The organism is Bowmanella yangjiangensis (assembly GCF_017255015.1).
GTDB classification, from domain to species: Bacteria; Pseudomonadota; Gammaproteobacteria; order Enterobacterales; family Alteromonadaceae; genus Bowmanella; species Bowmanella yangjiangensis.
The window spans coordinates 1-23209 of record NZ_JAFKCS010000003.1; the positions used below are offsets into that span (position 1 = coordinate 1).

Sequence of the window (23209 nt, forward strand, 5' to 3'; positions counted from 1 at the left end):
AGTGTGGGGTCTCCCCATGTGAGAGTAGCACACCGCCAGGCTCCCAATACGAAGAAGGGCTATCCGAGTGGATAGCCCTTTTTTATTGCTCGCGATTTACCTTCAATCAACGCAGCCCACGTTGACTGCCCACTCCGCAAACCTTAATGAAAGTCCCTGGACGTAACCCTCAGCTTATCCAATAAATGGCTTAGATCTTCTAGCTTGCCGGCAATTACATGGATAACACCACCGTCACCTTTTTCAAGCAGGCCTGAGACCTTAAGAATACTGGACTTCAGGTAGGCTTGCTTTTGTGCCCTGGCGGTGGCCAGCCAGACAATTACATTAATATTGCCAGTGTGGTCTTCTAAGGTGATAAAGGTCACTCCCTTGGATGTGCCTGGACGCTGTCGTCCTGTGACCATGCCTATCACAGTCACGGGTTTTCTGTGCTCCTTCATGGTTAGTTGAGCGGCCGGGGTATATTTTCCTAACAGCGCGGCTTCATCCAGCAATTGAATAGGATGCTTGGCAAGGCTGAAGCCTGTTGCAGCGTAATCCTCGGAGAGCGTTGCCAGCTCATCCGGTTGAAATAGCCATGCCTGAGTTGAAGGTTCTGAGTGGCTAAACACGGACAGACTATGGCTGCTGTCCATAAGTGCCCACCTAGCCTGATAGCGATTGCCCTGAATACAAGCAAGGGCGTCGGCACTGGCTAGCTGTTCCAATGCCTCCTGAGAGAGATTAATCTCACGTAACTGCTTAATATGAGTAAACCCATGCTTTGGACGAGCAGTTAGGAGGTTCACTGCCACCTGCTGGGCAAGTCCTTTAATCTGGCGAAAGCCCACCCGAATGGCCAGTTCATTATCCTGTTTCTCTAATCTATAGTCGTAATCTGAGTGATTTATACAGACCGGAAGCACCTTGATGTGGTGACGTCTGGCGTCCTGAATGAGCTGGGAAGGGGTATAGAAGCCCATCGGCCAACTATTCAGTAAGGCGGTATAGAAAACGGCTGGGTAATAATATTTTAGCCACGACGAGGTATACGCCAGCACGGCAAAAGAGGCGGAATGTGCTTCGGGGAAACCGTACTCACCAAAGCCACAAATCTGCTGGAAGATGCGTTCAGCGAATTCCCGCTCGTAGCCTCTGACCAGCATACCGTTAATCAGTTTCTCGCCAAACCTTTGCAGTTCGCCAGTTTTCTTCCAACTGCCCATGGCGCGACGCAGTTGGTCTGCCTCTCCCCCGCTAAAGCCTGCTGCGACCATAGCCAACTGGATAACCTGTTCCTGAAAGATAGGCACGCCCAGTGTGCGAACCAGCACTTTTTCTACTTCTGGTGAGGGGTACTCAACCGGCTCCTGACCATGGCGTCGACGCAGATAGGGATGAACCATATCGCCTTGAATAGGGCCGGGGCGGACTATGGCAATCTCAATCACAAGGTCATAATAGTCCCTGGGTTTTAGCCTGGGTAACATACTCATCTGGGCGCGGGATTCAATCTGGAAAACCCCTACGGTATCCGCACTTTGGATCATGGCATAGACCGCTGGATCATCGCCGCGATTGCTGATGTCAGCAATCGACAGAGCTTGCCCATAATGTTGTTGAATAAGGCTAAAACACTTGCGGATAGCCGTAAGCATCCCTAGAGCCAATACATCGACTTTGATCAGGCCCATGGCTTCAAGGTCATCTTTATCCCATTGAATAACAGTACGCTCTGCCATGGCGGCATTCTCTAATGGCACTACGTGATACAAGGGGCCGGAGGCAATCACAAAGCCACCGACATGCTGGGACAAATGGCGCGGAAAGCCAATCAGATCGTTGACCAGTTCAATAAAGTGCTGGCCAAGGTGGGACGATGGATCCAGGCCCAACTCGCTGAGCTGGGCCTGCCAGTTCAGGCCACTGTCGCGGTGATTGATATTTTTGATAAAGAAGTCCAGTTGGGTCTCATTAATACCCAGCGCCTTGCCCACCTCACGTATGGCGCTTTTGCGCCTGTAAGTAATTACTGTAGCGGCCAGGGCTGTGCGCTCACGGCCATACTTTTGATAGATGTATTGAATGACTTCTTCGCGGCGTTCATGTTCAAAGTCCACATCAATATCCGGTGGCTCATCTCGCTCTCTGGAGATAAAACGCTCGAACAGTACCTCGCTTTTTTGCGGGTTTACCGCGGTAATGCCCAGGCAATAGCATACCGCCGAGTTGGCGGCCGAACCCCGCCCTTGATAGAGGATGTCCTGCCGACGGGCAAACTCAACAATGTCATGAATAGTCAGAAAGAAATATTCGTATCCAAGCTCTGAGATCAGACAGAGTTCTTTATCAAGTAATGCTTGTACCTTGGCCGATACGCCCTCGGGATAGCGCCATGCTGTACCTGCTTCAACTAATGCCCGTAGATGCTCACTGGCCGTTTTACCCTGAGGTACGACTTCCTCGGGATACTGATATTTGATTTCATCCAGTGTAAAGGTACAGCGCTCAGCGATACTCAGGGCAGTCTGTATCCACTGCTGAGGGTAAAGCTTCATAAGCTTTTCCAGTGGCCGCAGGCAGGCTTCCGCGTTGGCCTGGAGTTGATGACCTAGCTTTTCCACGGGCTTACCCTGGCGAATGGCCGACAAGGTGTGTAGCAGTTTGTGGCGGGCTTCATGGTGCATTAACACCCCGGTGCAACAACAAACTGGCAGTTTGTACTGTTCACTTAATTGCTGACAATGTGCCAGGTATTCCTGTTCATCAGCTTTGAGTAAACGCCGACAGCCCAGCCAGAGACGTTCTCTCTGATGTTTAGTTAACCAGTCAGCCCAATAGTTATCTTGTTGCTTCTCCCCGCTGGGCAGCCATAGCAGCAAACAATGGCGAAGGCTTTTTAGATCCCATTCATGTATCTGGTAGCTCCCTTTTTCTGAACGGCGTCTGGCATTAGTGATCAGTCGGCAAAGCTCGGAATAGGCGGATTTGTCCGGGCAAAGCAATACTAGTTCGAGACCCGGTGCGAGCTTAATTAAACTACCGACAATTAACTTGATATCCAGTTGTCGGTCTCTGACTTCCATATAAGCTTTGACAATACCTGCCAGGGAACACTCGTCAGTAATGGCCAGCGCCTGATAGCCAAGATAGTCGGCTTGCCTGATCAGTTCTTGTGGATGGGATGCCCCGGTCAGGAAGGAAAAGTTGCTCTGGCAGAATAACTCAGCGTAAGACATCAACTGAATAACCCTTGTATGTACCACTGGTTATCGCGGGTACGATAAACCCACAGCCACTGGCCCTGGATATTGCGGGCAATAAAATAGTCCCGGTCAATGGCCTGATGATCCCACCAGCCCGTTTGGATACGCTCCGGACCCTGTAACAGGCTGACTTTTTCATTTAAGGGGCGATGAGGGGCCAATAGCAGGCTGGGTCTGAGGGTGGGAACCGGCCAGTTTTGCTTTTCAAGGCGCTCAAAAGGGCGGCAATAGCTACTGCTGTATTCAGGGCGAAAGTCATCTCGTAGTTGTAGTCCAAAGACCGCGTTTGTGCCTAAGCGAGCTTGTAGCAGCGACAGCAACTGGCGGTGATTCATTTGCCCTTGCTTACCGGCGAACAGATCATTCACCTGCGCTTCTTTGGCAATCATATGAGTAACGGCCAACTGGATGCCATACACGGGCTGATCAAGCTCCAGGTTTTCCAGTTTAAGGCTGACCAGGGATTGCCATTGCTGGGCCTGATATTCTCCTTGTGCTGAAGATACGGTGAGTGAAAGGGCGTCGCTATCTCGCTGTGAGAAGCGAAACTCGAGTACAGTGGCCAGCTTATCCCGCAAGCGTAAAAAACGTTCTAAATCGCTCAGCAAGCGCTTGATGGGCTGCAATAGTATTGTGCTGCTGTCTATTTCATACATCAGCTCAAGATACTGATTGAAGACGGCGGGAGGATGATAAAAGTCCACGGGATGATGGAATGTGCCCTGCAGCTTGCCTATATAGGTCACCAGTTGGCTGTCAAAACGTTTAGCCAGCTCGCCGGGGGGCACATTCATCAGTTCCTTCAGACGGCGGATGCCCACTCTGGCCAGCTTTTCACACATACTCTGGGGAAGGTCAGTTTGTTCCAGTGCGCATAAGCTAACTTTCTCTCGCAGTAGCTCTGGATCCTGACTGATGAGATTGTGCCCGCTTCTGGCCAGTAGTCTTGCGCCCAAAGGGCTGGTACCGCAAGCGTAACCTATGTTTAGTTTTAAGGGGCTGAGCCTGTCATTGAGCGCTTGCCAGTAAGACGGCAAGCCACCATACATGGATAACATATGCTGGATACGCAGCAGCAGGCCGTTAGGTGACCAAAAGGCAATATCTGAGGTGACAAAGTACAACCACTGTGCGATCTCGGCTAACTTGGTAGCTTCCAGTTCCTGTCGATATTCAATCACTTGTAGATCTCTATGCAAAGCGGCAGCACTGCCAAGCCCCATGCCCACTCTGATGCCATGGTGATATGCCAGAGTATTTAGCTGGATGACCTGGTTGTGTTCTTTATTCAGGATGATGACAGGGTTGGAGGCTTGTTCCTGGTATAAGGTGTCGAGTTGCAGACTGGGAAAGTCCAGATACAGCCAAAGGGGCGTCATAGGGGGGCTCAGCTTGCACGATGCAAAGGGATCACATTGGCTGAGGGCTGTGTTGGCTGGGGCAGACACAGTTTCGGCCAGCGCTGGCGCATATTTAAAATAAAAGGTGCAGGTGGCCAACTCCCGCGGCATTTGGTGACTTTGATCTGAAGGCCTTCTGCATGGGCTTCAAGCTGCAAGCTTAACGACACCGGCAAAGATTGGGAGATGCTCTGTCTGGTTCGCAACAGAAACAGTTGCGCCCGGCCTTGCTGACAGGCCTGTTGCAGGCGTTTCACCTGAGCGACTTCTATGTCACCATGCCAGAGTAAAACCGAGTGGCAGGTTCCGCTTTTCAGGCACTGCTCGGCGGCCCACAGGGCATCTTTGCCATCACGAGGGTGTAGAATAAGCACCCGGGACAAATCTACCCCTGCCTGGTGCAGACATTCGCCATTGATTTGGTGTGGTGGTGCAATCCACACCAACAGTCTGTGGTCTTGACCATTGGCAGCCAGGCGCGGAAGGAGCAGACGAATTTCACCTATCCCAATCTGGCTGTGAATTTCCACCAGGGTATGTTCTTTCAGCCCGCCACGAACATATTCATCCAGATCGTCCGGTACAGGTTGCTTGGCGATGGGCAAAGGTCGGGTAAAATCCGCTTGCCAGATCCAACCTTTGTTTTTTAAATGATCGAGAAGATTGTTCATAGGATAAATTTAACTGTATATAAATACAGTATATTGATGATTGGCCATTGTGCAAGTCTCTGTCCGTTCAGGGGCTGAAAAAGGAGCAAGACAAATGCGTTATTGGTTATTTAAAACAGAACCCGATGCTTTTGGGATCAATGACTTAATCAGCCGTCCAGAGCAAACCGAGCATTGGGATGGGGTGCGAAATTATCAGGCCAGAAACTTTCTGCGTGATCAGATTGCGCTTGGCGACCAGGTATTTATTTATCATTCCAGTTGCGATGAAGTGGGCATTGCCGGGGTGGCCGAAGTGGTCAAGGCTGGCTATGTGGATCACACCCAATTTGATCCTGAATCCAAATACTATGATCCCAAAAGCAGCCAGGATAAGCCGCGCTGGTATATGGTGGATGTGAAGTTTGTGCGTAAGTTTGACCGGGTGTTGAGTCTGCAAAGTATCAAAGCCAATCCTGCGCTGGCAGATATGCAACTAGTACAAAAGGGCAACAGGCTGTCAGTGATGCCGGTCGAGGCCGACGAATGGAATATCTTGCTAGAAATGGCGGGCTGATTCTGGGGGCGTAAAGCCTGAAGGGCCCGGGCTGGCCGGGCCGCTAACGATTAACTCTGTTGTTTAATGTAGTCTCTGACCAGTTGTTCAAGCACGTCCAGGGGCACAGAGCCGTTTTCCAACAACATGTCGTGGAAAGCGCGCAGATCAAAACGGGTACCTAGGGCCTGTTCAGCCTCTTTGCGCAAGCGCTTAATGGTGATTTCCCCCAGCTTGTAAGACAGCGCCTGACCGGGCCAGGAAATATAGCGATCAATTTCGGTGGTGACGTTATGGGCGGATAACGCGGTATTTTCCAGCATGTAGTCAATGGCTTGCTGGCGTGTCCAGCCCTTCATATGCATACCCGTGTCGACCACCAGGCGACAGGCCCGCCACATCTCGTAGCTCAGGGCGCCAAATTGATCATAAGGGGTTTGATAAAAACCAATTTCCTTACCCAGATATTCAGAATACAAGCCCCAGCCTTCACCAAAGGCAGAAATGTAGGTGTAACGTCTGACCGGGGGTAGGTCGGTCATTTCTCTGGCCAGTGAGTTTTGCAGGTGATGGCCAGGCACGGCTTCATGTAAGGTCAAAGCAGGCAATTCATACAAGGGGCGCTTGTCCAGGGCATAGGTATTTACCCAGTAGTAGCCGGGTTGATCGTCCCGGGTTGGGCCAACATAACGCCCGGTGGTGTATTTGGGCGCAATGCTGTCTGGTACCGGTGCCACGCCATAAGGGGTGCGGGGCAATTTATAGAAAAGCTGCGGCAGTTTGGCGTCAATTTGTTTGGATAAGTAAGAAGCCTGCTTCAATAACTCCTCGGCACTAGTGGCATAGAATTGCGGATCGGTGCGTAAAAATTGAATAAACTCACTATGCTCACCTTTAAATCCTGAGGCTTGCATAACAGTTTGCATCTCTTCGCGGATGCGTTTGACTTCTGCCAGACCGAGTTGGTGAATGGTCTCTGCACCCATATCCAGGGTTGTGTAATAACGGGCGCGGTTTTCATAGTAGGCGGCACCCTCTGGCCAGCTTTTAGCGGCAATGTCCTGCTTGGCACCGGGAATATATTCTTTGACGAAGAAGTCATAGACCATCTGGTAAGCCGGGAACACTTGCTGGCTGATAATCTGCCTGGCTTTGGCCTGCAGTTCGCCTTGTAGTTTGGCGTCCATATGGGCTGGCATGTTTTTAAACGGGCCATAAAACAGGCTGTCTTCCGGACGGTCATGAATGAATGCCAGGGCTGTTTGCTCAAACCCTTTCAATACAACTTGTGGCTGGGTAAAGCTGGTTTTTAACCCTTCGCGCATCCAATGCATGTTTTGCTGGAAATAGGTGTTAATGGCAGCAAGCCTGGCCAGGTAGTTCTCATAATCCTGGCGGCTGGCAAACTTGCTGCTGCGCGGCAGGAATGACAAGGCACTATGGAAGCCGTACTCGGAGGTAATAGGCATGTAGTGGGCATGAAACTGATAGCTATCGACAATTTCTTGCAGGCGGCGGCGCTGCATCAGCAGATTGATGCGACCGTCTTTACTCAGTTTGCTGTCGGCCAGCGCGTCGAGTTGCTTGATATAAGCCTGAGCTTGGTCGTTTTCACGTTTTAGCGCCTCGGCAGACAGGTCTGCCAGCAAATGATCATAATCATGTACCCCTTGAGACGTAGCCATAGTCGGGGAAACACGTAATTCAAATTGCCAGATCTCGTCTAACAGCTCGTCCAATCTGTCGCTAGCCATGGATGCGCTGCTGGTCAGTAGCAGGGCTCCGGTTATCCAATGCTTTAACACAGTGATTACCTTATTTCTTATTCTGAACCTCAGAGCTTAAGGCATCCTGGTTGGAAAGTGTATTGGTCAGAGTGAGAGGTTCGTTGGATTCGTTGTGATCTGCGTTTGTTGGCAGTGAGGCCAGTACAAGTCTCAGTTCTTAGGGGTATAGATGGGTTTGGGGAAGGGCGTCACTTTGTCAGACAATTCTGTTACCTTGGCATTGCCTTGTTTTTTCACTTCATCAATGCGCAGTACGTTATGCATTGGAATATATGTACGCATAACGTTGTCAAATTCAGTCTTCAGCTTTTCCTGACTGGGGTCCACTAACAGGCTGCTGTGGTTATCCCAAACAAAGTCGCCAATTTCGACAAAGCCAAACATGGCACCTTGGCTGACTTCGCGCACATACACCTCGTAACGTTCAGCGTTACTGATAAATTGGACTTTATAAAGTGGCTTAGCTTTGCTCATTTCAGAGTTTTCGAGTGACCATCAGGGCGGCGATTTTAGCGGTTGTACAAGTCACTGCCAATAGCCTCTCATTTATATCGACAAAGGACCAAGTAAAGCATGGGTCGCTAATTTAAGTTCATCCGTCTGAGCCGCCAGGATGGCATTCACCGCAAATCCTTGCACATAGCAGGTGAGTTGCAGCGCGGTGGCTTCCAATTGGATGTCCTTGCGCACTTCGCCATGCATGAGAGCTCTTTCCAGGCAACCAATAAAGCCCTGTTGCAGATTATCCAGATAATGGCGCCCCATCTCGCGTATTCTGGCATCGTCAAAACCCAGCTCAGTAATACAGTTAATCAACAGACAGCCGCGACCTTTGATCAAGGCAATGTAGTCATCAAAGAAACGCTGGATGGATGCCAGCCCTTGATTTTCGGCCAGGTGATGGGTAATCGGTGCCAGTTTGTGCTGTTGGTAGCGCTCAAGTACCAAATAAAGAAAGTTCTGCTTGCTGCCGAACTCGAGATAAAAGCCACGGCGATTAAAATCGGTCCTGGCAATAATCTCATCCATGATAGAACCATGAAAACCATGCTCCAGCAGTACATCCATGGCCTGATCTAAGACCTGATTGACATCATATTGCGCTTTTCTTGGCATAGTGTAGGTGAACCAAAGAACGAATGTTCTTAGCAGAGTAGTGCAATGTGCAATCAAGTCAACCCACTCGCCCGCACAGATACAGCAGAATTAAATACTTACAAAGTATAACGCGGACGAGTGAGGGGAAATATGCGAGACTGGCGAGGCGTAACCACCGAGAATTACAATGAAAAGACCACTGATTACATTATGTTTGTTGTTGGGAAGCAGTTTGCCAGCCTGGGCAGAGGCCGACCTGCCGAAAGCCGATGCAAACCGCCTGCAGGCACATTTACAGTTTTTATCTCATGACCTGCTGGAAGGGCGGGATACCGGTTCCAGAGGACATGATATTGCTGCGCAATATATGCTCAGCCAATTCGCCCAGTTGGGGTTACAGCCAGCGGGTGACAATGGCAGCTATTTGCAGGCCATCCCTTTTCGCCAGGCTTACTTGGTACAGGATTCTGCTAAGTTGGTTCTGAAGGGGACTGGTGGTGAAACCAGTCTGGAATATCCTCGTCAGTATTTAACGTCTGCGAGCCTGATCAGTGAAGTCTCGCACTTGCAGGGAAAACTGGTGTTTGCTGGATATGGCATTGTCGCTCCGGAATTACAGCATGATGACTACGCCAAGTTGGATGTGAAAGGTAAGGTGGTCGTGGTGTTATCGGGTAAGCCAAAGTCTTTTCCCAGTGAGGAAGGGGCACACTTTGGTTCCGGCAGCGAGAAGAGTCGCCATGCCGCCGAGCATGGGGCTATTGGCATGATCACTATCAGTACCCCACTGGCTGAGAAAGTCAGACCCTATCAGAATCTACTCAATTATTTACACATGCCTAGCGTAAGCTGGTTAAAAGCTGATGGTGAACCTGCTAATCAACAACCCCAGTTAAAAAATTCGGCGTACTTGTCTCAGGAGGCTGCGACCTTGTTATTTGCGGGCGCACCACGCAGTCTGGAAGAGATTTATGCGGATCTTGAGCAGGATAAATCACCGGCAGGTTTCGCATTACCTACTGAGATTGAATTCAGTAAGCGCAGCGAACATAAAACCATTAGCAGCCCCAACGTGGCAGCCATTCTACCGGGTTCGGATGCTAAGTTAAAAGATGAGTACGTAGTATATACCGCGCATTTGGATCATATTGGCTTCGCTAAAACCGTTAAACAAGACAAAATCAATAATGGCGCTATGGATAATGCCAGTGGCAGCTCGGTATTGTTAGAAACCGCCAGGCTGCTAAGTGGCCTGCCACAGGCGCCTAAACGTTCCATATTGTTTTTGTCTGTTACCGGCGAAGAGAAAGGCCTGCTCGGGGCGGACTATTTTGCCAACCATCCGACTGTACCTTTACAGTCTATGGTGGCGAACGTGAATCTGGATATGCCAATTCTGACTTATGAAGCTGCCGATGTGATCGCCTTTGGCGCCAACCACAGTTCTTTGCAAGCTACGGTCGCGGATGCGGTGGCCAAGCTTGGCATGAGTTTGAGCCCGGATCCTTGGCCAGAACAGGCACTCTTTACCCGTTCCGATCATTATATGTTCGTGAAGAAAGGGGTACCTGCGGTATTTTTGGTGCCCGGTCTGACTTCCATGGATCCGAACGTGGATGGTGCCAAGAAGTTTGGTGAATTTCTGCATACGGATTATCACAAGCCTTCTGACGAGCTGAATGACAACTTCAACTGGCGTGCCGCGCAGCGTTTTACGGAAGCGAATCTGCAAATTGGCCTGACCATAGCCAATGACCCGGTACGACCCAGCTGGAATGAAGGGGACTTTTTTGGTAACACCTTCGGGCAATAAAAAAGGGGCGTTTGCCCCTTTTTCCATTAAAATACAATGACTAGACGAAGAAGCGTCCTTTCAGCAATTGCCATTGTTCGGCAAAGCCTTCAGTAGGACGGCGGGTAAACTCACTGCGGATAAACTGATTGATACGGCCATCGGCAAAGCAAATCAGAATATTGGCGATCAGTCCTTCGTCGGCAATCATCGGCTTGCCTTCGCGTAACTTACGTTCGCGCAATACTTGCTTTAATTGTGTCTCCAGTCGCTCAAACAACTGAGCTATGCGGGTACGCAGCCTGTCCTGTTCGCCCATCAGTGCGTCACCGTTCAAAATACGAGTGATGCCGGGATTACGCTCAGCAAAGCCAAGAATCAAATGCAGGATATGCTGGCAGCGCAATGCAGTATCTTTCTCATCTTCAAGAATCTTGTTGATGCGGGAAAACAAGGTTTCTTCGATAAACTCAATCAGACCTTCGAACATTCTGGCTTTGCTGGGGAAGTGCCTATACAGGGCCGCTTCTGATACTCCCACTTCCGCAGCGAGTTTGGCTGTGGTGATACGCTGACCCGGGCTGGTTTCCAGCATGCTGGCCAGACACTGGAGAATTTGCGCGCGACGATTGGTGCGTTTGCTTGCTGGCATAATACTCCCCCGCTTAGTTGCGGCCTGAGGAGCCAAAGCCACCCTGACCACGGTCACTGCTATCGAATTCGTCCACTATGCTGAATTTGGCCTGGATAACCGGCAGAATCACCATCTGTGCGATTCTATCGCCTGGCTGGATAATGAATTCTTCATCGCTGCGATTCCACACAGAGACCATCAACTGGCCCTGATAGTCAGAATCGATCAAACCGACCAGATTTCCCAGCACGACTCCATGCTTATGGCCTAAGCCTGAGCGGGGTAAAATGGTGGCACAGATGCCAGGGTCGGCGATGTGAATAGCAATACCTGTGGGTAACAATTCGGTTTGCCCTGGAGCCAGCAATAAGGGAGCGTCCAAGCAGGCCCGCAAGTCCATGCCGGCAGAGCCGGGGGTGGCATACTCGGGCAGCGGAAACTCATTACCGATTCGTGGGTCCAGTATCTTTACGTCTATCTTGTGCATCTTGTTTTTCTTTATATTGCTCTGCAATTACATCTAGTAATTGCAATGCCAGGCTGTGTTTATCACTTTCCGGCAGTTTGGTTTCACCTGAAGGCCAGAAAACAGATAAGGCATTCTGTTCGCTGTTAAAGCCGATATTCTGCTTGGATACATCGTTGGCTGCAATCATATCCAGCCTTTTTCTGTTGAGTTTGTCGCGGGCGTAGTGTTCAAGGTCCTGTGTTTCAGCGGCAAAACCCACGACGAATGGCCGATTTGGCAGTGCGGCCACGTCGCTGAGAATGTCAGGGTTTTTTATCAGGGTCAGCTGCATTTCGTCACGACTTTTCTTAATCTTTTGCTCAACTTGCTGGGCCGGACGGTAATCGGCCACGGCGGCACAGCCGATAAAAATATCGGCATTGGTGACTTCAGCCATCACGGCTTCATGCATGTCCAATGCACTTTGCACTGCAATGCGCCGACATCCAGCCGGAGCATTTAGTACAACAGGGCCGCTGACAATCGTCACTTCAGCGCCAAGGCGTCTGGCTGCACCTGCTAGGGCGTAGCCCATTTTTCCTGAGCTATGGTTGGACAGATAGCGTACCGGGTCGATGGCTTCCCGGGTGGGGCCAGCGGTAATAAGAACTTTTGTGCCAGCCAGAGGGCGACCAGCAGAATTGTCTTCCAGCGCATCGGCAAGTTCCTGTGGCTCCAGCATGCGACCTGGTCCAACGTCACCACATGCTTGTTCACCCTCTGCCGGTCCCAGTAAGTGGATGCCGCGGTTACGCAAGGTGGCAAGATTCTGTTGGGTTGCTGCTGCCCTATACATTTGCTGGTTCATGGCTGGTGCCACATATAAGGGGGCGCTGGTGGCTAAACATAATGTACTGAGCAGGTCGTCGGCCATACCGGCGGATAACCTGGCAATGAAGTTGGCGCTGGCCGGTGCGATCAATACCAGATCCGCCCATTTGGCCAGTTCAATATGTCCCATGGCTGCTTCGGCAGCTGGGTCCAGCAATTCCAAAGACACAGGTTCACCGGACACGGCTTGCAGCGCTAAGGGGCTGACAAACTCTTTGGCTGATGGTGTCAACACCACCCTGACATTGGCGCCCTTGGCTTTTAGCTTACGCACCAGATCAGGTGTCTTGTAAGCGGCAATGCCACCTGTGATGCCTAGCAGAATGTTGATTTCATGTAACCTTTGCATAGATACAAATCCGGTTCGGATAAGGTGGATAGCCTATCATTAATAACCGCTAATGGACTATGCATATTGCAAAGGAGAGGGAGATGAAACTTCAGGATTGGCCATCTCAGGAGCGTCCCAGGGAGAAGCTTCTAGCCAGGGGGGCGCAAAGTCTGTCAGATGCCGAATTGCTTGCCATTTTTCTTCGCACCGGGATTCAAGGCATCAATGCCGTTGATCTGTCTCGTTCCCTTCTGCAGCGATTTGGTAGCTTGCGAGGGCTGCTATCGGCTGAGCGTGATGCCTTTTGTGCGGCCAAAGGGCTGGGAGACGCAAAATATGTGCAATTGCAAGCCGTATTGGAAATGGCCAGGCGCCATTTTCAAGAAAACCTGTGTCGCAACAATGTGTTTAGCAGTGCCAATGACACCCGAGCCTTTCTGGTCAGCCAACTTAGGGATGAACCCAACGAAGTGTTCGCCATGCTATTGCTGGATGCACAGCATAGGTTGATTGCATTTAAGCCGATGTTTTATGGCACTTTGGATGCGGCATCCGTGTATCCGAGGGTGTTGGTGAAGACTGCCTTGGATGCCAAAGCTGCGGCTGTGATCCTGGCGCATAATCACCCATCTGGTGTGGCAGAACCCAGCCAGGCTGACCGTATGATCACCCGCCGGATCGTTGATGCCATGGCGCTTTTGGATATTCGCGTGTTAGATCATTTTGTTATCGGTGACTCAGAGGCGGTTTCGTTCGCTGAAAGGGGCTTGCTATAAGCGCTTGCGCCTCATTATTGAACGGAAAAGAGTTGATCTTAGGAGGGCTTTGCTGTATAAAATGCGCCCTCTTGTCACTAGCGTGAACTGGTATAGGTTGTACATTGGCCAGCCAGGAATGATTTAAAGTAATTTGGAGACAAACATGTCCAGAGTATGTCAAGTAACTGGCAAGCGTCCAGCGGTAGGTAACAACCGTTCACACGCAAAGAACGCGACTCGTCGTCGTTTTCTGCCAAACCTGCAAACCCACCGTTTCTGGGTTGAGAGCGAGAACCGTTTCGTTAAATTGCGCCTGACTCCTAAAGCTATGCGCATTATCGATAAGAAAGGCATCGATTCAGTATTAGCTGATATCCGTGCCCGTGGCGAAAAAATCTAAGGAATAAACCATGCGCGATAAGATCAAGTTGGTTTCTACTGCAAATACTGGGTATTTCTATACCACTGACAAGAACAAGCGCAACATGCCTGGCAAAATGGAGATCAAAAAGTTTGATCCCGTTGTGCGCAAGCACGTGCTGTTCAAGGAAGCCAAAATCAAGTAATTTTGCTTGCTTTTGTCTCCAAGAAAACCCGGCTCGTCCGGGTTTTTTTATGTCCAGGGACGGACGGTATGCCGCGCTGGCAGGATGCCAATGAGCATTGACCTTTTGTTTACCTAAGCACTTTGTCTGTGCTTTAGTGGCAGGTAGAATGAATAGAAACCTGATACTGAGCAACGTCTTATGATTCGCCTGTCGCGCCGGGGCTGGAATAACGTCCTGATCTTCGCCACCTTGCTGTTGATCCTTTTGTTTAATCAAAGTGGAAAGTTTTTATCCGATCCCACATCCACCGATGCCATGCATTTGTTACCTGCCGACATACCGGTGATGAAGATAGAATTTGGCAGTCATTTATTAGAACGGGTGGGGCAAGGCTGGCGGTTACGCCCCTCGGAGAATTCGGATGAGCCATCATTGACGGCTATAGTGCAAAACTGGCAGGCCGCCGAGCCAATTTCTTTAGGGGAAGGAAGCTTAGCTGCTGGTGTGGTTGTGGTTGTCTGGTTGGCTGGAGAAGAGCAAGGCAGGGTCTTTAGTTTACAGCAGCGTGATGACGGCGTGCTGGTGGCGCACCAGGGCAAGTTATACCAACTCCCCAACGCTTATCTGGCTAGTTATCTACCAGAAGGAACCTATTAATGCCTGAATTACCTGAGGTAGAAGTCAGTCGCTTGGGGATCAGTCCGCATCTGATTGGCCAGCGAATACAAGCCATTATGGTACGACAAGTTCAACTACGTTGGCCGATTCCGGGGGAAGTCCAATACGCTGTTGGCCGAGAAATCCGCGATGTCAGACGCCGGGCTAAATACTTGTTGATCGATACTGACGTTGGCAGCCTGATCTTGCATCTGGGCATGTCCGGCAGCCTGCGGGTAGTGGATATTGATACGCCAGTTCAGAAGCACGATCATGTGGATATTCAACTGCATAACGGCAAATGCTTGCGATTCAACGATCCCAGACGCTTTGGTGCCTGCCTATGGCAAGCTGCTGGTGAAACCCCCATTGAGTTGCTTGAGCGTTTAGGCCCTGAACCGCTAACAGATGCCTTTGATGGGCGTCGTCTTTATGAACTTTCCCGCAATAAAACTCTGGCGGTGAAGAATTTTATTATGGACAACCAGATTGTGGTTGGGGTGGGTAATATCTACGCCAGTGAATCCCTGTTTATGGCGGGCGTTGACCCGCGTAAAGCCGCAGGAAAAGTCACTAAAGGCGCTTACGAGAAGTTGGCTGCGGCAATTAAGCAAGTATTGGCACACGCCATTCAGCAGGGCGGCACCACCCTTAAAGACTTTACCCAGGCCGACGGTAATCCCGGTTATTTTGCCCAGGAACTACAAGTCTATGGCAGGGCAGGAGAGCCTTGTCGGGTTTGTGAAAACCCTGTGCAATCGCTCACCATAGGGCAACGCAACAGCTTCTATTGCAAAAAGTGTCAACGCTAGACGCGTTGACCTTCTACCTGTCTTTAAACTTTATCCGCAGAGCGTCTTGGACGACAGGATGGCAAAAACCGCTGACATCACCACGGTGCAGGGCGACTTCTTTTACCAGGGTGGATGAGATAAAAGAGTTTTCCTCAGACGGCGTGAGAAATACACTTTCCAGATTGGGATTTAAGCGCCGATTCATATTGGCCAATTGGAATTCGTATTCGAAGTCCGATACAGCGCGCAAGCCGCGAATCAGGATAGTCGCATCATGCTTTGCCGCAAAGTCCACCAACAGGCCGGTAAAGCCAAGGACTTCCACGTTATCCAGATGCGCAGTGACCTGTTTAGCCAGCTCTACACGTTCTTCCAAACTAAACAGCGGCTTTTTACTTGGGTTGGAAGCAACGCCGACGGTGACGTGAGTAAACATATTGGCTGCCCGCTCAATAAGATCGGCATGGCCGTTGGTGATCGGGTCAAAAGTGCCTGGATAAATGGCCTTGGTATGCATAAAGATGTCACTGACAAAAAACCAGCGCCAAGCTTAGCTTAGCTGTTTACAGAATTTAACCCTTTCGTTGGTATTTTTAATGCTAGAATGCCGCCTCTTCCGGGGAGGTAAGGGCTTCAGTTAATGTCTGAGAAAGGAATGATTTTGCGTAAGACTCTGCTTAATTCATCATTGTTGGCCGCTTTGGTTGCCCCTTTTGCTACGCTTTCCTCTCCCTGGATAGGCACCATTGACCCCGCTTTACACTCAGATCTGACATTACTGGCTGAGAAAGGTCATTTACAGGTTGCAGTAACCAGCTTTCCCGTGCCTTGGAAGGGGGTTGATCGTGAACTTGAGCGAATTGACCCGACCGGCTTAGACGCTGAGGCTTTGGTCGCTTATTCCCGACTGCGTCATTATCTACAGCAGCAAAAAAATGCTAAAACCCTTAAGGTACTTACTCTGCAAGCCAGCAGCAGTGAAAAACGCTTCAAGAGTTTCGATGACGTATCTGCCGAAAAAGGCTTTGCCCGTATCTCTGCCAGCGGCGATTGGGGGCCGTTGGCCTACCAGATTACCAGCAACTTTGCACCTGGTGGCGAGCGTTATTGGGACCAAAGCTTTCTTGCTTACCAGTTTGGTAACTGGAACATTCGGGTTGGTGCGTTAGACCAATGGTGGGGGCCCGGCCAGTCCAGCAGCCTCATCCTAAGTAATAATGCCAGACCTGTTCCTGGTATCTCTGTTTCACGCTCAATGGCAACAGCTTCGGATGGCTTTCTGAGCTTCCTTGGTCCTTGGTACTTTACCGCCCAAATGGGCAAGCTTGAAGGTAATCGCGCAGTACCTGACACCCGATTATGGAAGAGCCGGCTTAACTTTCGACCCTTGGATGGTTTGGAAGTTGGTTTTTCCTGGGCCGCTATGTGGGGAGGGGAAGGTCGAGGAAACAGTCTCTCAGACTTTCTGAATATACTGACCTTTAAAAATGAATGCGTTAACGGTGCGGATGACTGTGATCCTGCGTTGAAAACCCAGGCCGGAAATCAACTTGCTGGCTATGATATTCGTTACAGTTTTAACCTGTTTGACCTTGATATGAGTCTTTATGGCCAACAGATAGGTGAAGATGCCGTTGATTATTATAAGGTCACGGACAAAGGCCATCTTTACGGCTTCTCAGTTTATGCATTTGGTGCGAAGTGGTTTGCAGAAACCAGCAACACCCAAGTTGCCTGTGGCGGTGAAGGTGTTTATATCTACGATTGTTATTACGAGCATAGTCAGTATAAAAGTGGCTATCGCTATCAGCAACGAGCTATCGGCAGCACCTTTGACTCAGACGCTAAAGCAATAGTCCTAGGTATGCGACAGCACTTTAAGGATGGGGATACCTTGTCCGTTGAGCTTGCGCGATTGAAGCTGAACCCTGATCAGTCAAAGCCATCCCCTGTTACCCAAGGTGAATCGGAACAGGTTGTTTATCTTAAGGGCCAGTATCAATGGCCCATGGCGAATTGGTCTTTAAAGATGGGGCTGTACCTTGAGCACAGCCGCATTGACAAACAGGACTCTGACTGGGGTGCCGATATTAACCTTACGGCTAGTTACAAGTTCTAACTAGTCGGCTAATGCCAAGTAGGATTGGGTAACGTTTTCTGCGCTTACTTGGCTTAGAATCTCTGCCGTTTGTGCATCAGGGTACACTTCTAACGCTCTATCCATGGCTTTTGCCAAACTTTTCGGATCCCGGCATGGAACCAGAAATTCTGCCAGTGGCCCTGTCATAATCTCGTTTGGACCATGAGGGCAGTCAGTGCTGACTACTGGTGTGCCGCAAATTAATGACTCAATTAATACCGTTGGTAATCCTTCGCAGTCGGAACTGAGCGCAAGTAGCCTGGCATGCTTAATCCATGGGTAAGGGTTGGCCTGAAAGCCTGGCAGGATAATCCTGTCTTCAACACCATACTGCTTGGCCATTTTTTTGGCCTTGCTGGTATTGTTACAAAGCAGCACCATCGGCAGTTCGCTATCCATTTCGCGCATGGCTTGAAACAGGATATCGTGCCGTTTTTGTTTAGCAAAACGCCCTACATGCACCATATAGTCACCCTGCGGTAAGCCTTTGACTTGGGCTTGTGCCTGCAGTTGGATCTCTTCAACATTAAATGGGTTATAGATAGTCTGCACAGACTGCGGGTGGATGAATCCTGAGGTTTGGATCTCTTTCTGTATGCCGTGCGACACAGTGATCAGCTTCTTACCGTCCAAGGCCTTTTTCGCGCGCCACATTTTAAAATACTTGACCGGTCCCAGCCTTCTCTCTTTCTTAAGTTCTTCAGCCACCGCGTTATGTACGACAAAGTAGGTGGGCTCAAGCTGAGAGCGGCTCATCAATAAGTTGCTCTTGTCCAAGTTGGAAATGAATAAATCAAATTTTCCCTCGTGCCGCTGAATACCCTGTACCCAAACCAGGAATTCTTGGGTTAATTTATCCATTCCCCATAGTGCATCACATCGCTCATTCTTACTGGCTTTCCAGTAATGCACAGGCAAATTATCTGGTACTTCATATAAGCCAAAGTTTTGTAAGACCAGTAGATGCACATTATGGCCACCTTGAAGCATAGTCTGCGCCAGGGTCAACATGACCTTTTCCGCTCCACCGCCGGCCAGGCTATCTATTACAATGGCAATTTGTTTAGTCATTCTTAGCTACTTCCAAGAGCTGGCGGATATCCGCCATGGCTGTATTTAAGCCGTTGAGTGTGGGGATGGCTGTCATGTTCTGCTTGAGCCTTGTTATTTCTGCTTGGTTATCCAGCACCTTGCAGGCCGCTATCATGCTGTTAACCTCGCAAGGGCAATCCTGAATCAATTGCAGTTTCGCACAAGCTGCAATGCGTTTAGGCTGATCTTTGGACACTGGTACCGTAAGCGTCGGAACTAAAAGAGCAATGGCCTGGAGCAGTGTGTCGCCACCACTGATAACCGCGTATTTGCAAGCATTCAACAGGGCAATAAAGTCCTGATTATCCACTTTACCTAAGCACAACACGCCGGGTATTTGGGGGAGTTCTTTCGGATAATTGGGGCCAAGTACCAAGACGGCCTGAACCCCCTTGGCAGCAATAGTTCTCGCCACATCAGCGAAGCGATCCGCGGCTAAATCATCCTCGACCTTATGGCCACCAGAGCCAGCGTTAAGTAACACAAATTTGTGCTGTGCTAGCGAGTGCTTTGCAAGTAAGTCTGTCTGCGTTTCTGATTGCGGATTGCTAAAAACCGGACCAATACATTGTGGTGCGGTAAGCCCCAACCATTTAAGTTTGACCTGAGACAGCCAGGATGGCTGGCCAATCACAAACTCCGGCTGCACTACCCAATGTCTGTCGGTATGCCTCGCTCGGCCAATTTTCATGCCCCTGCGGCGTTTGCTCTGGTGTTGGCTTATGAAAATCACTTTGGCGCCCACTGCCTTGGCTTGTGCCAGTTGAGATTGACGGCCCGAGGCGTCAAAAATGACCAGTGTTGGGCAATATTCTCGTATGAGGGTATTTACCTGCGCCTCGCATTTTGTTGGAGACGCATCCAATAATAGCGCAGGGTAAGGGCAGGAAGCGGCATAGGGAGCGTGGCGATTCAATACAAAGTGGATATCTGCTTCTGGCCACTCAGTGCGAATCGCATCTGCAAGGATGATACTACGCATATATTCGCCAATTCCCTCAGGTGAGGAAACGGGGATAAACAACACTTTAGTCTGTCGCTGCGTCATGCTTGTCCTCGTTGCGCTGCAGGTGGTACCCATGCAGTAAATGGCTAAAGTTATCTGGCTGATAATGATATTGCTGCGTACGCGCCGTTTCTTTTTCCAGAGAACGTTTCAGACGGTCAAGGTTGTTGGCCTGCCAGGCTGTACCAATGCGCTTTTCACAACGATCAAAGTCAATTAACCAAACCTTACCTTGTGCATCCAGCATCAGGTTATGAATATTTAAATCGTGGTGGTAAATCTGCGCCAGGTGCATTTTCGCGATAGTACGTCCGACTTCCTGCCAGAGACTCTCTGCCAATCCAGATGTACAAAGTATCTGATGAAGATCCCGGGCGTTTTCTATCTGTTGTATGATCAGATCGGCGCGGTAAATCAGTCCGCTGCGATACACATGGGCAGCAATGGGTCGTGGCACCGGTAGTCCTAGCTTATGCATCCAACTGAGTAAACGGAACTCCTGAAATGAGCGGCAATTATCCAGCCCCGTATACAGGTATTGGTCAGACAACAGCCTGCCAATTAATCCACCGCGACGGTAATGGCGGAGCACTAACGGGGTGGTGTTGTGACGGACGAAGTAGGTTATACCGCGACCGCTTGAATGTCCCGTTACCAGGCCAGCAGATTGCCAATACCCGATATTGAAATGTTGGGGGGTGAGATCCTGTATTACGTCAGCATCAACCAACCAGCTGTGCGCACTATGATGACCCTGCTTAACAGACGACATCTTGTTCCCGCTTTGTGGTAAATTTGCCATTTTACACGATCAGTATTGGAAACTTGAGTGAAAAACCTGTGCATCCTGCGTTTATCCGCCATAGGCGATGTTTGTCATGCTGTTGCCATGGTGCAACGAATCCGTCGGCAATGGCCAGATGCACGCCTGACCTGGGTAATTGGAAAAGTAGAAAATCAACTTGTTGGTGATATACCCGGGGTTAATTTTGTTATCTTTGATAAACGTCAGGGGCGCCAGGCGTACGCTCAGCTTAAACAGCAATTGTCGGGACAAACTTTCGATGCATTATTGGTCATGCAGGTTGCGTTAAGGGCCAACTTTGCTGCCATGCAGATTAAGGCGAAACGTAAGATTGGCTTTGACTGGCAGCGTAGTAAAGAGTTTCATTGGCTGTTCACCGGTAAACGTATTCAGCCTCAGCAGCATGCGCATGTGCTGGATGGTTTTATGGCGTTTGCCGACGCATTGGGCGTACCAGTTGAAGACAGCGTAAATTGGGATATGCCCCTTAGTGAGCAAGACAAATCATGGGCCGCAGAACAAACACAGCCCCTGGGTGACTATGTGATTATCAGCCCGGCGGCCAGTAAGGCAGAACGCAACTGGTTGCCTGAGCGTTATGCGCAGATAGCCGATTACCTGCACCAGCAGGGTAAAAGCGTCGTGCTATGCGGTGGCCCTGGGGCACTGGATAGAAACGTCGCCGATGCTATTCTTGCGCATACAAATGCGATTCGTGCAGATTTTGTTGGTAAAACCAGCCTGAAGCAAATGTTGGCGTTGATCGCCGGTGCAAAACTGGTGATTGCGCCTGATACTGGACCCGCTCACATGGCTACCACTGTTGGTACCCCTGTTATTGGGTTGTATGCTCATAGCAATCCGCGTCGCACTGGCCCCTACTTGGACCAGCATCGAGTGGTGTCAGTTTATGATGAGTTGGTTTTGCAGCAAAAAGGTAAAACCTGGCAAGCACTGCCTTGGGGCACCCGAGTGAAAGGTGCTGAACTAATGGCCAGAATATCCGTGCAAGCGGTACAGGCTAAAGTGGATGCTTGGCTGAGCGAGGGCTATTAACTGCCTGAGCCTTTGAATAGACAAGCCAAGGTGGTATTCACCGCCCCTCGATTTGTCAGCACAACATTGTGCCCGGCAAGCCCGGCTTCTGTCCGCATGTTGGGCTCAGTTAGCCAACGCTCTGCGTATTGGATGATGTGCTGGCTGTTTTCAACTTCCACTAAGGCGCCGGCATCCTTAAGAACCTGACAGATATGCGGGTTATTGTGTTGTGACGGGCCCATTAATATAGGTATCCCCAGAGCTGCAGGTTCCAAGGCATTGTGACCACCTCTGGTCGCTATACTGCCGCCTACAAAAGCAATGTCGGCAACCGCGTATAACCCCATCAGCAGCCCCATCTCATCTGCCAACAAGATATCGGTTTCCTGATCGCATTGTTGCCCTTTGCTGGTGCGGCGGGTTTGTAATCCACGTTTTTGACATAACTCGGCGACCTTGTCGAAGCGCTGAGGGTGGCGTGGCACCAAAATTAAGAGCAATGCCGGAAAGCGTCCTTTCAGGTGTGAATAGGCGTCCAACAGTATTTCTTCTTCTGGGTCATGAGTGCTGCCGGCAAGTAAAATTTGCCGATCTTGCAAACTATATCTAGCGATACTTTTCGTCGCCAAAGCCTTTTTATCCGGAATGGCTAAGTCAAACTTTATATTGTTGGTTAAACAGAGTTTGGTTGGTTCAATGCCGAGCTTGAGATAATTGTCGAAATCGCGCTGCCCTTGGCAACACACCTGCTGCAGTCTCTGCAGCATAGGGGTAAACAAGCCTCGAAGTTTCCAATAACTGCGACGAGAGCGGTCGGTCATTCTGGCATTGATTACACTAACCGGTACGCCTTGCTTCCAACAAAGGTGTATCAGATTTGGCCATAGTTCAACCTCCATGATCAGTACTCGGCTAGGAGCGACTCTCGTCAGCATGGATTGCATGGCAAAAGGTAGATCAATTGGCAGATAGATATGGTGAACTGAAGTGCCAAAGATTTGCTGTACCCTTTGCGCGCCGGTTGTGGTCGTCGTGCTGATACAGATCGTTAGCGCCGGAAACAAGGCTTGAATGCGGCGAATCAAGCCGCTTGCTGCGACAACTTCACCCACCGAAACGCAATGGATCAATAGCCCTCCAGGCTTTGGTGGAACCGGAACAAACCCTAGACCTTGAATTCCCCGGCGTGGGTGCGCTGAACCACTACGAATTGATTGAATTGCCTGGCTGATAAATACAAAGGGCAACAAGGCCGACAAAATCAGTGTATAGCCCAAGCGCGAGAGTTTCTGCAGCAGAGTCGGTTGGTTGTGGGGGATAATATTAAGCATCGCTCTGGTTAGCGGTTTGATATGAGTACTTTACCAGAAATCGCCATAAACTGAATTAGCAGACCTCATACTGGGGAGTTTACCTCTGTGCGCAATGCTTTCAATCAGCGGCACATTCGTTGTATTCAGAATAGGGTGAAGTCAGCGCAACCGATAGAGACCTATAGTCGGTGTCTGTCAGCGAGCCATTTTATCGTAAAAAATC

The 23209-nt window shown here is 50.0% G+C and carries 23 protein-coding genes; 9 read left to right on the top strand and 14 right to left on the bottom strand.

Annotation, left to right across the window (positions count from 1 at the left end; all coding sequences use genetic code 11):
* Positions 1-143: 143 nt before the first annotated feature.
* The 3 genes from J0A65_RS04415 to imuA are packed head-to-tail and all read right to left on the bottom strand — an operon-like array spanning position 144 to position 5319.
* Positions 144-3221 carry an error-prone DNA polymerase gene (locus J0A65_RS04415; protein WP_206592929.1) on the bottom strand — a complete coding sequence of 1026 codons (3078 nt, stop codon included), beginning with the start codon at positions 3219-3221 and terminating at the stop codon, positions 144-146.
* Entirely contained in the window at positions 3221-4627 is a 1407-nt protein-coding gene (locus tag J0A65_RS04420; RefSeq protein ID WP_206592930.1) for a Y-family DNA polymerase, read from the bottom strand. The genes J0A65_RS04415 and J0A65_RS04420 overlap by 1 nt, the downstream gene beginning before the upstream one ends.
* 8 nt (positions 4628-4635) lie before the next feature.
* Positions 4636-5319 carry a translesion DNA synthesis-associated protein ImuA gene (gene imuA, locus J0A65_RS04425; RefSeq protein WP_206592931.1) on the bottom strand — a complete coding sequence of 228 codons (684 nt, stop codon included), beginning with the start codon at positions 5317-5319 and terminating at the stop codon, positions 4636-4638.
* Positions 5320-5413: 94 nt separating this feature from the next.
* Here imuA and J0A65_RS04430 point away from each other — a divergent pair, with 94 nt between their 5' ends.
* Complete coding sequence (locus J0A65_RS04430; RefSeq protein WP_206592932.1) at positions 5414-5875, top strand: EVE domain-containing protein; 462 nt, start codon at positions 5414-5416, stop codon at positions 5873-5875.
* Positions 5876-5925: 50 nt separating this feature from the next.
* Here J0A65_RS04430 and J0A65_RS04435 read toward each other — a convergent pair whose 3' ends face one another.
* The 3 genes from J0A65_RS04435 to J0A65_RS04445 all read right to left on the bottom strand — a co-directional run bounded on the left by J0A65_RS04435 (position 5926) and on the right by J0A65_RS04445 (position 8757).
* Complete coding sequence (locus tag J0A65_RS04435; protein WP_206593186.1) at positions 5926-7608, bottom strand: DUF885 domain-containing protein; 1683 nt, start codon at positions 7606-7608, stop codon at positions 5926-5928.
* 183 nt (positions 7609-7791) lie between these two features.
* Positions 7792-8115 (bottom strand): DUF1820 family protein, encoded by a 324-nt coding sequence (locus J0A65_RS04440; protein WP_206592933.1) that lies wholly within the window; start codon positions 8113-8115, stop codon positions 7792-7794.
* 72 nt (positions 8116-8187) lie between these two features.
* On the bottom strand, positions 8188-8757 hold the full coding sequence (locus J0A65_RS04445; RefSeq protein WP_206592934.1) for a TetR/AcrR family transcriptional regulator: 570 nt from the start codon (positions 8755-8757) through the stop codon (positions 8188-8190).
* A gap of 169 nt (positions 8758-8926) precedes the next feature.
* On the opposite strand from J0A65_RS04445, the gene J0A65_RS04450 reads away from it, so the two are divergent.
* The gene (locus J0A65_RS04450) at positions 8927-10552 is read left to right on the top strand and encodes a M28 family metallopeptidase (RefSeq protein WP_206592935.1); all 1626 of its coding nucleotides are present in this window, start codon (positions 8927-8929) and stop codon (positions 10550-10552) included.
* 40 nt (positions 10553-10592) lie between these two features.
* Here the strand turns inward: J0A65_RS04450 and slmA are convergent, their stop codons facing one another.
* Genes slmA through coaBC form a run of 3 tightly spaced genes read right to left on the bottom strand, consistent with a single transcriptional unit; the run spans position 10593 to position 12853 of the window.
* On the bottom strand, positions 10593-11183 hold the full coding sequence (gene slmA, locus J0A65_RS04455) for a nucleoid occlusion factor SlmA (RefSeq protein WP_206592936.1): 591 nt from the start codon (positions 11181-11183) through the stop codon (positions 10593-10595).
* A gap of 13 nt (positions 11184-11196) precedes the next feature.
* The gene (dut, locus tag J0A65_RS04460) at positions 11197-11652 is read right to left on the bottom strand and encodes a dUTP diphosphatase (RefSeq protein WP_206592937.1); all 456 of its coding nucleotides are present in this window, start codon (positions 11650-11652) and stop codon (positions 11197-11199) included.
* Positions 11609-12853, bottom strand: a complete 1245-nt coding sequence (gene coaBC / locus J0A65_RS04465) for a bifunctional phosphopantothenoylcysteine decarboxylase/phosphopantothenate--cysteine ligase CoaBC (RefSeq protein WP_206592938.1) — start codon at positions 12851-12853, stop codon at positions 11609-11611. Before coaBC ends, dut begins: the two co-directional genes overlap by 44 nt.
* 83 nt (positions 12854-12936) lie before the next feature.
* Between coaBC and radC the strand changes: the two genes are divergently transcribed.
* The 5 genes from radC (at position 12937) to mutM (ending at position 15610) form a co-directional block, all read left to right on the top strand.
* A complete protein-coding gene (radC, locus tag J0A65_RS04470; RefSeq protein ID WP_206592939.1) occupies positions 12937-13611 on the top strand; it encodes a RadC family protein in 675 nt (224 codons plus the stop codon).
* A 145-nt stretch (positions 13612-13756) separates the two neighbouring features.
* Entirely contained in the window at positions 13757-13993 is a 237-nt protein-coding gene (rpmB, locus tag J0A65_RS04475) for a 50S ribosomal protein L28 (protein WP_188696552.1), read from the top strand.
* A 10-nt stretch (positions 13994-14003) separates the two neighbouring features.
* Positions 14004-14159 (top strand): 50S ribosomal protein L33, encoded by a 156-nt coding sequence (gene rpmG / locus J0A65_RS04480; RefSeq protein WP_102798540.1) that lies wholly within the window; start codon positions 14004-14006, stop codon positions 14157-14159.
* A gap of 180 nt (positions 14160-14339) precedes the next feature.
* Positions 14340-14798, top strand: coding sequence for a hypothetical protein (locus J0A65_RS04485; protein WP_206592940.1), 459 nt, complete (start codon positions 14340-14342; stop codon positions 14796-14798).
* Entirely contained in the window at positions 14798-15610 is an 813-nt protein-coding gene (gene mutM / locus J0A65_RS04490; RefSeq protein WP_206592941.1) for a bifunctional DNA-formamidopyrimidine glycosylase/DNA-(apurinic or apyrimidinic site) lyase, read from the top strand. Before J0A65_RS04485 ends, mutM begins: the two co-directional genes overlap by 1 nt.
* Before the next feature lie 13 nt (positions 15611-15623).
* On the opposite strand, the gene coaD is transcribed toward mutM, so the two are convergent.
* Complete coding sequence (gene coaD / locus J0A65_RS04495; RefSeq protein WP_206592942.1) at positions 15624-16109, bottom strand: pantetheine-phosphate adenylyltransferase; 486 nt, start codon at positions 16107-16109, stop codon at positions 15624-15626.
* A 144-nt stretch (positions 16110-16253) separates the two neighbouring features.
* Here coaD and J0A65_RS04500 point away from each other — a divergent pair, with 144 nt between their 5' ends.
* Complete coding sequence (locus J0A65_RS04500; protein WP_232849745.1) at positions 16254-17711, top strand: capsule assembly Wzi family protein; 1458 nt, start codon at positions 16254-16256, stop codon at positions 17709-17711.
* On the opposite strand, the gene J0A65_RS04505 is transcribed toward J0A65_RS04500, so the two are convergent.
* Genes J0A65_RS04505 through J0A65_RS04515 form a run of 3 tightly spaced genes read right to left on the bottom strand, consistent with a single transcriptional unit; the run spans position 17712 to position 20602 of the window.
* Positions 17712-18803 carry a glycosyltransferase gene (locus J0A65_RS04505; protein ID WP_206592943.1) on the bottom strand — a complete coding sequence of 364 codons (1092 nt, stop codon included), beginning with the start codon at positions 18801-18803 and terminating at the stop codon, positions 17712-17714.
* Positions 18796-19872: a glycosyltransferase family 9 protein gene (locus J0A65_RS04510; RefSeq protein WP_232849746.1), complete on the bottom strand. Its 1077-nt coding sequence runs from the start codon at positions 19870-19872 to the stop codon at positions 18796-18798. The genes J0A65_RS04505 and J0A65_RS04510 overlap by 8 nt, the downstream gene beginning before the upstream one ends.
* Entirely contained in the window at positions 19853-20602 is a 750-nt protein-coding gene (locus tag J0A65_RS04515; protein ID WP_206592945.1) for a 3-deoxy-D-manno-octulosonic acid kinase, read from the bottom strand. Before J0A65_RS04515 ends, J0A65_RS04510 begins: the two co-directional genes overlap by 20 nt.
* A 57-nt stretch (positions 20603-20659) precedes the next feature.
* Here J0A65_RS04515 and J0A65_RS04520 point away from each other — a divergent pair, with 57 nt between their 5' ends.
* Positions 20660-21691, top strand: coding sequence for a glycosyltransferase family 9 protein (locus J0A65_RS04520; RefSeq protein WP_332874295.1), 1032 nt, complete (start codon positions 20660-20662; stop codon positions 21689-21691).
* Here J0A65_RS04520 and J0A65_RS04525 read toward each other — a convergent pair.
* Complete coding sequence (locus tag J0A65_RS04525; protein ID WP_206592946.1) at positions 21688-23004, bottom strand: 3-deoxy-D-manno-octulosonic acid transferase; 1317 nt, start codon at positions 23002-23004, stop codon at positions 21688-21690. The genes J0A65_RS04520 and J0A65_RS04525 overlap by 4 nt on opposite strands.
* Positions 23005-23209 lie beyond the last annotated feature (205 nt).

Bases quoted from the DNA above. Each gene is read 5' to 3' on its own strand.
- J0A65_RS04415 (WP_206592929.1), bottom strand. From the start codon at position 3,221: ATGTCTTACGCTGAGTTATTCTGCCAGAGCAACTTTTCCTTCCTGACC.
- J0A65_RS04420 (WP_206592930.1), bottom strand. From the start codon at position 4,627: ATGACGCCCCTTTGGCTGTATCTGGACTTTCCCAGTCTGCAACTCGAC.
- imuA (WP_206592931.1), bottom strand. From the start codon at position 5,319: ATGAACAATCTTCTCGATCATTTAAAAAACAAAGGTTGGATCTGGCAA.
- J0A65_RS04430 (WP_206592932.1), top strand. From the start codon at position 5,414: ATGCGTTATTGGTTATTTAAAACAGAACCCGATGCTTTTGGGATCAAT.
- J0A65_RS04435 (WP_206593186.1), bottom strand. From the start codon at position 7,608: ATGGCTAGCGACAGATTGGACGAGCTGTTAGACGAGATCTGGCAATTT.
- J0A65_RS04440 (WP_206592933.1), bottom strand. From the start codon at position 8,115: ATGAGCAAAGCTAAGCCACTTTATAAAGTCCAATTTATCAGTAACGCT.
- J0A65_RS04445 (WP_206592934.1), bottom strand. From the start codon at position 8,757: ATGCCAAGAAAAGCGCAATATGATGTCAATCAGGTCTTAGATCAGGCC.
- J0A65_RS04450 (WP_206592935.1), top strand. From the start codon at position 8,927: ATGAAAAGACCACTGATTACATTATGTTTGTTGTTGGGAAGCAGTTTG.
- slmA (WP_206592936.1), bottom strand. From the start codon at position 11,183: ATGCCAGCAAGCAAACGCACCAATCGTCGCGCGCAAATTCTCCAGTGT.
- dut (WP_206592937.1), bottom strand. From the start codon at position 11,652: ATGCACAAGATAGACGTAAAGATACTGGACCCACGAATCGGTAATGAG.
- coaBC (WP_206592938.1), bottom strand. From the start codon at position 12,853: ATGCAAAGGTTACATGAAATCAACATTCTGCTAGGCATCACAGGTGGC.
- radC (WP_206592939.1), top strand. From the start codon at position 12,937: ATGAAACTTCAGGATTGGCCATCTCAGGAGCGTCCCAGGGAGAAGCTT.
- rpmB (WP_188696552.1), top strand. From the start codon at position 13,757: ATGTCCAGAGTATGTCAAGTAACTGGCAAGCGTCCAGCGGTAGGTAAC.
- rpmG (WP_102798540.1), top strand. From the start codon at position 14,004: ATGCGCGATAAGATCAAGTTGGTTTCTACTGCAAATACTGGGTATTTC.
- J0A65_RS04485 (WP_206592940.1), top strand. From the start codon at position 14,340: ATGATTCGCCTGTCGCGCCGGGGCTGGAATAACGTCCTGATCTTCGCC.
- mutM (WP_206592941.1), top strand. From the start codon at position 14,798: ATGCCTGAATTACCTGAGGTAGAAGTCAGTCGCTTGGGGATCAGTCCG.
- coaD (WP_206592942.1), bottom strand. From the start codon at position 16,109: ATGCATACCAAGGCCATTTATCCAGGCACTTTTGACCCGATCACCAAC.
- J0A65_RS04505 (WP_206592943.1), bottom strand. From the start codon at position 18,803: ATGACTAAACAAATTGCCATTGTAATAGATAGCCTGGCCGGCGGTGGA.
- J0A65_RS04510 (WP_232849746.1), bottom strand. From the start codon at position 19,872: ATGACGCAGCGACAGACTAAAGTGTTGTTTATCCCCGTTTCCTCACCT.
- J0A65_RS04515 (WP_206592945.1), bottom strand. From the start codon at position 20,602: ATGTCGTCTGTTAAGCAGGGTCATCATAGTGCGCACAGCTGGTTGGTT.
- J0A65_RS04525 (WP_206592946.1), bottom strand. From the start codon at position 23,004: ATGCTTAATATTATCCCCCACAACCAACCGACTCTGCTGCAGAAACTC.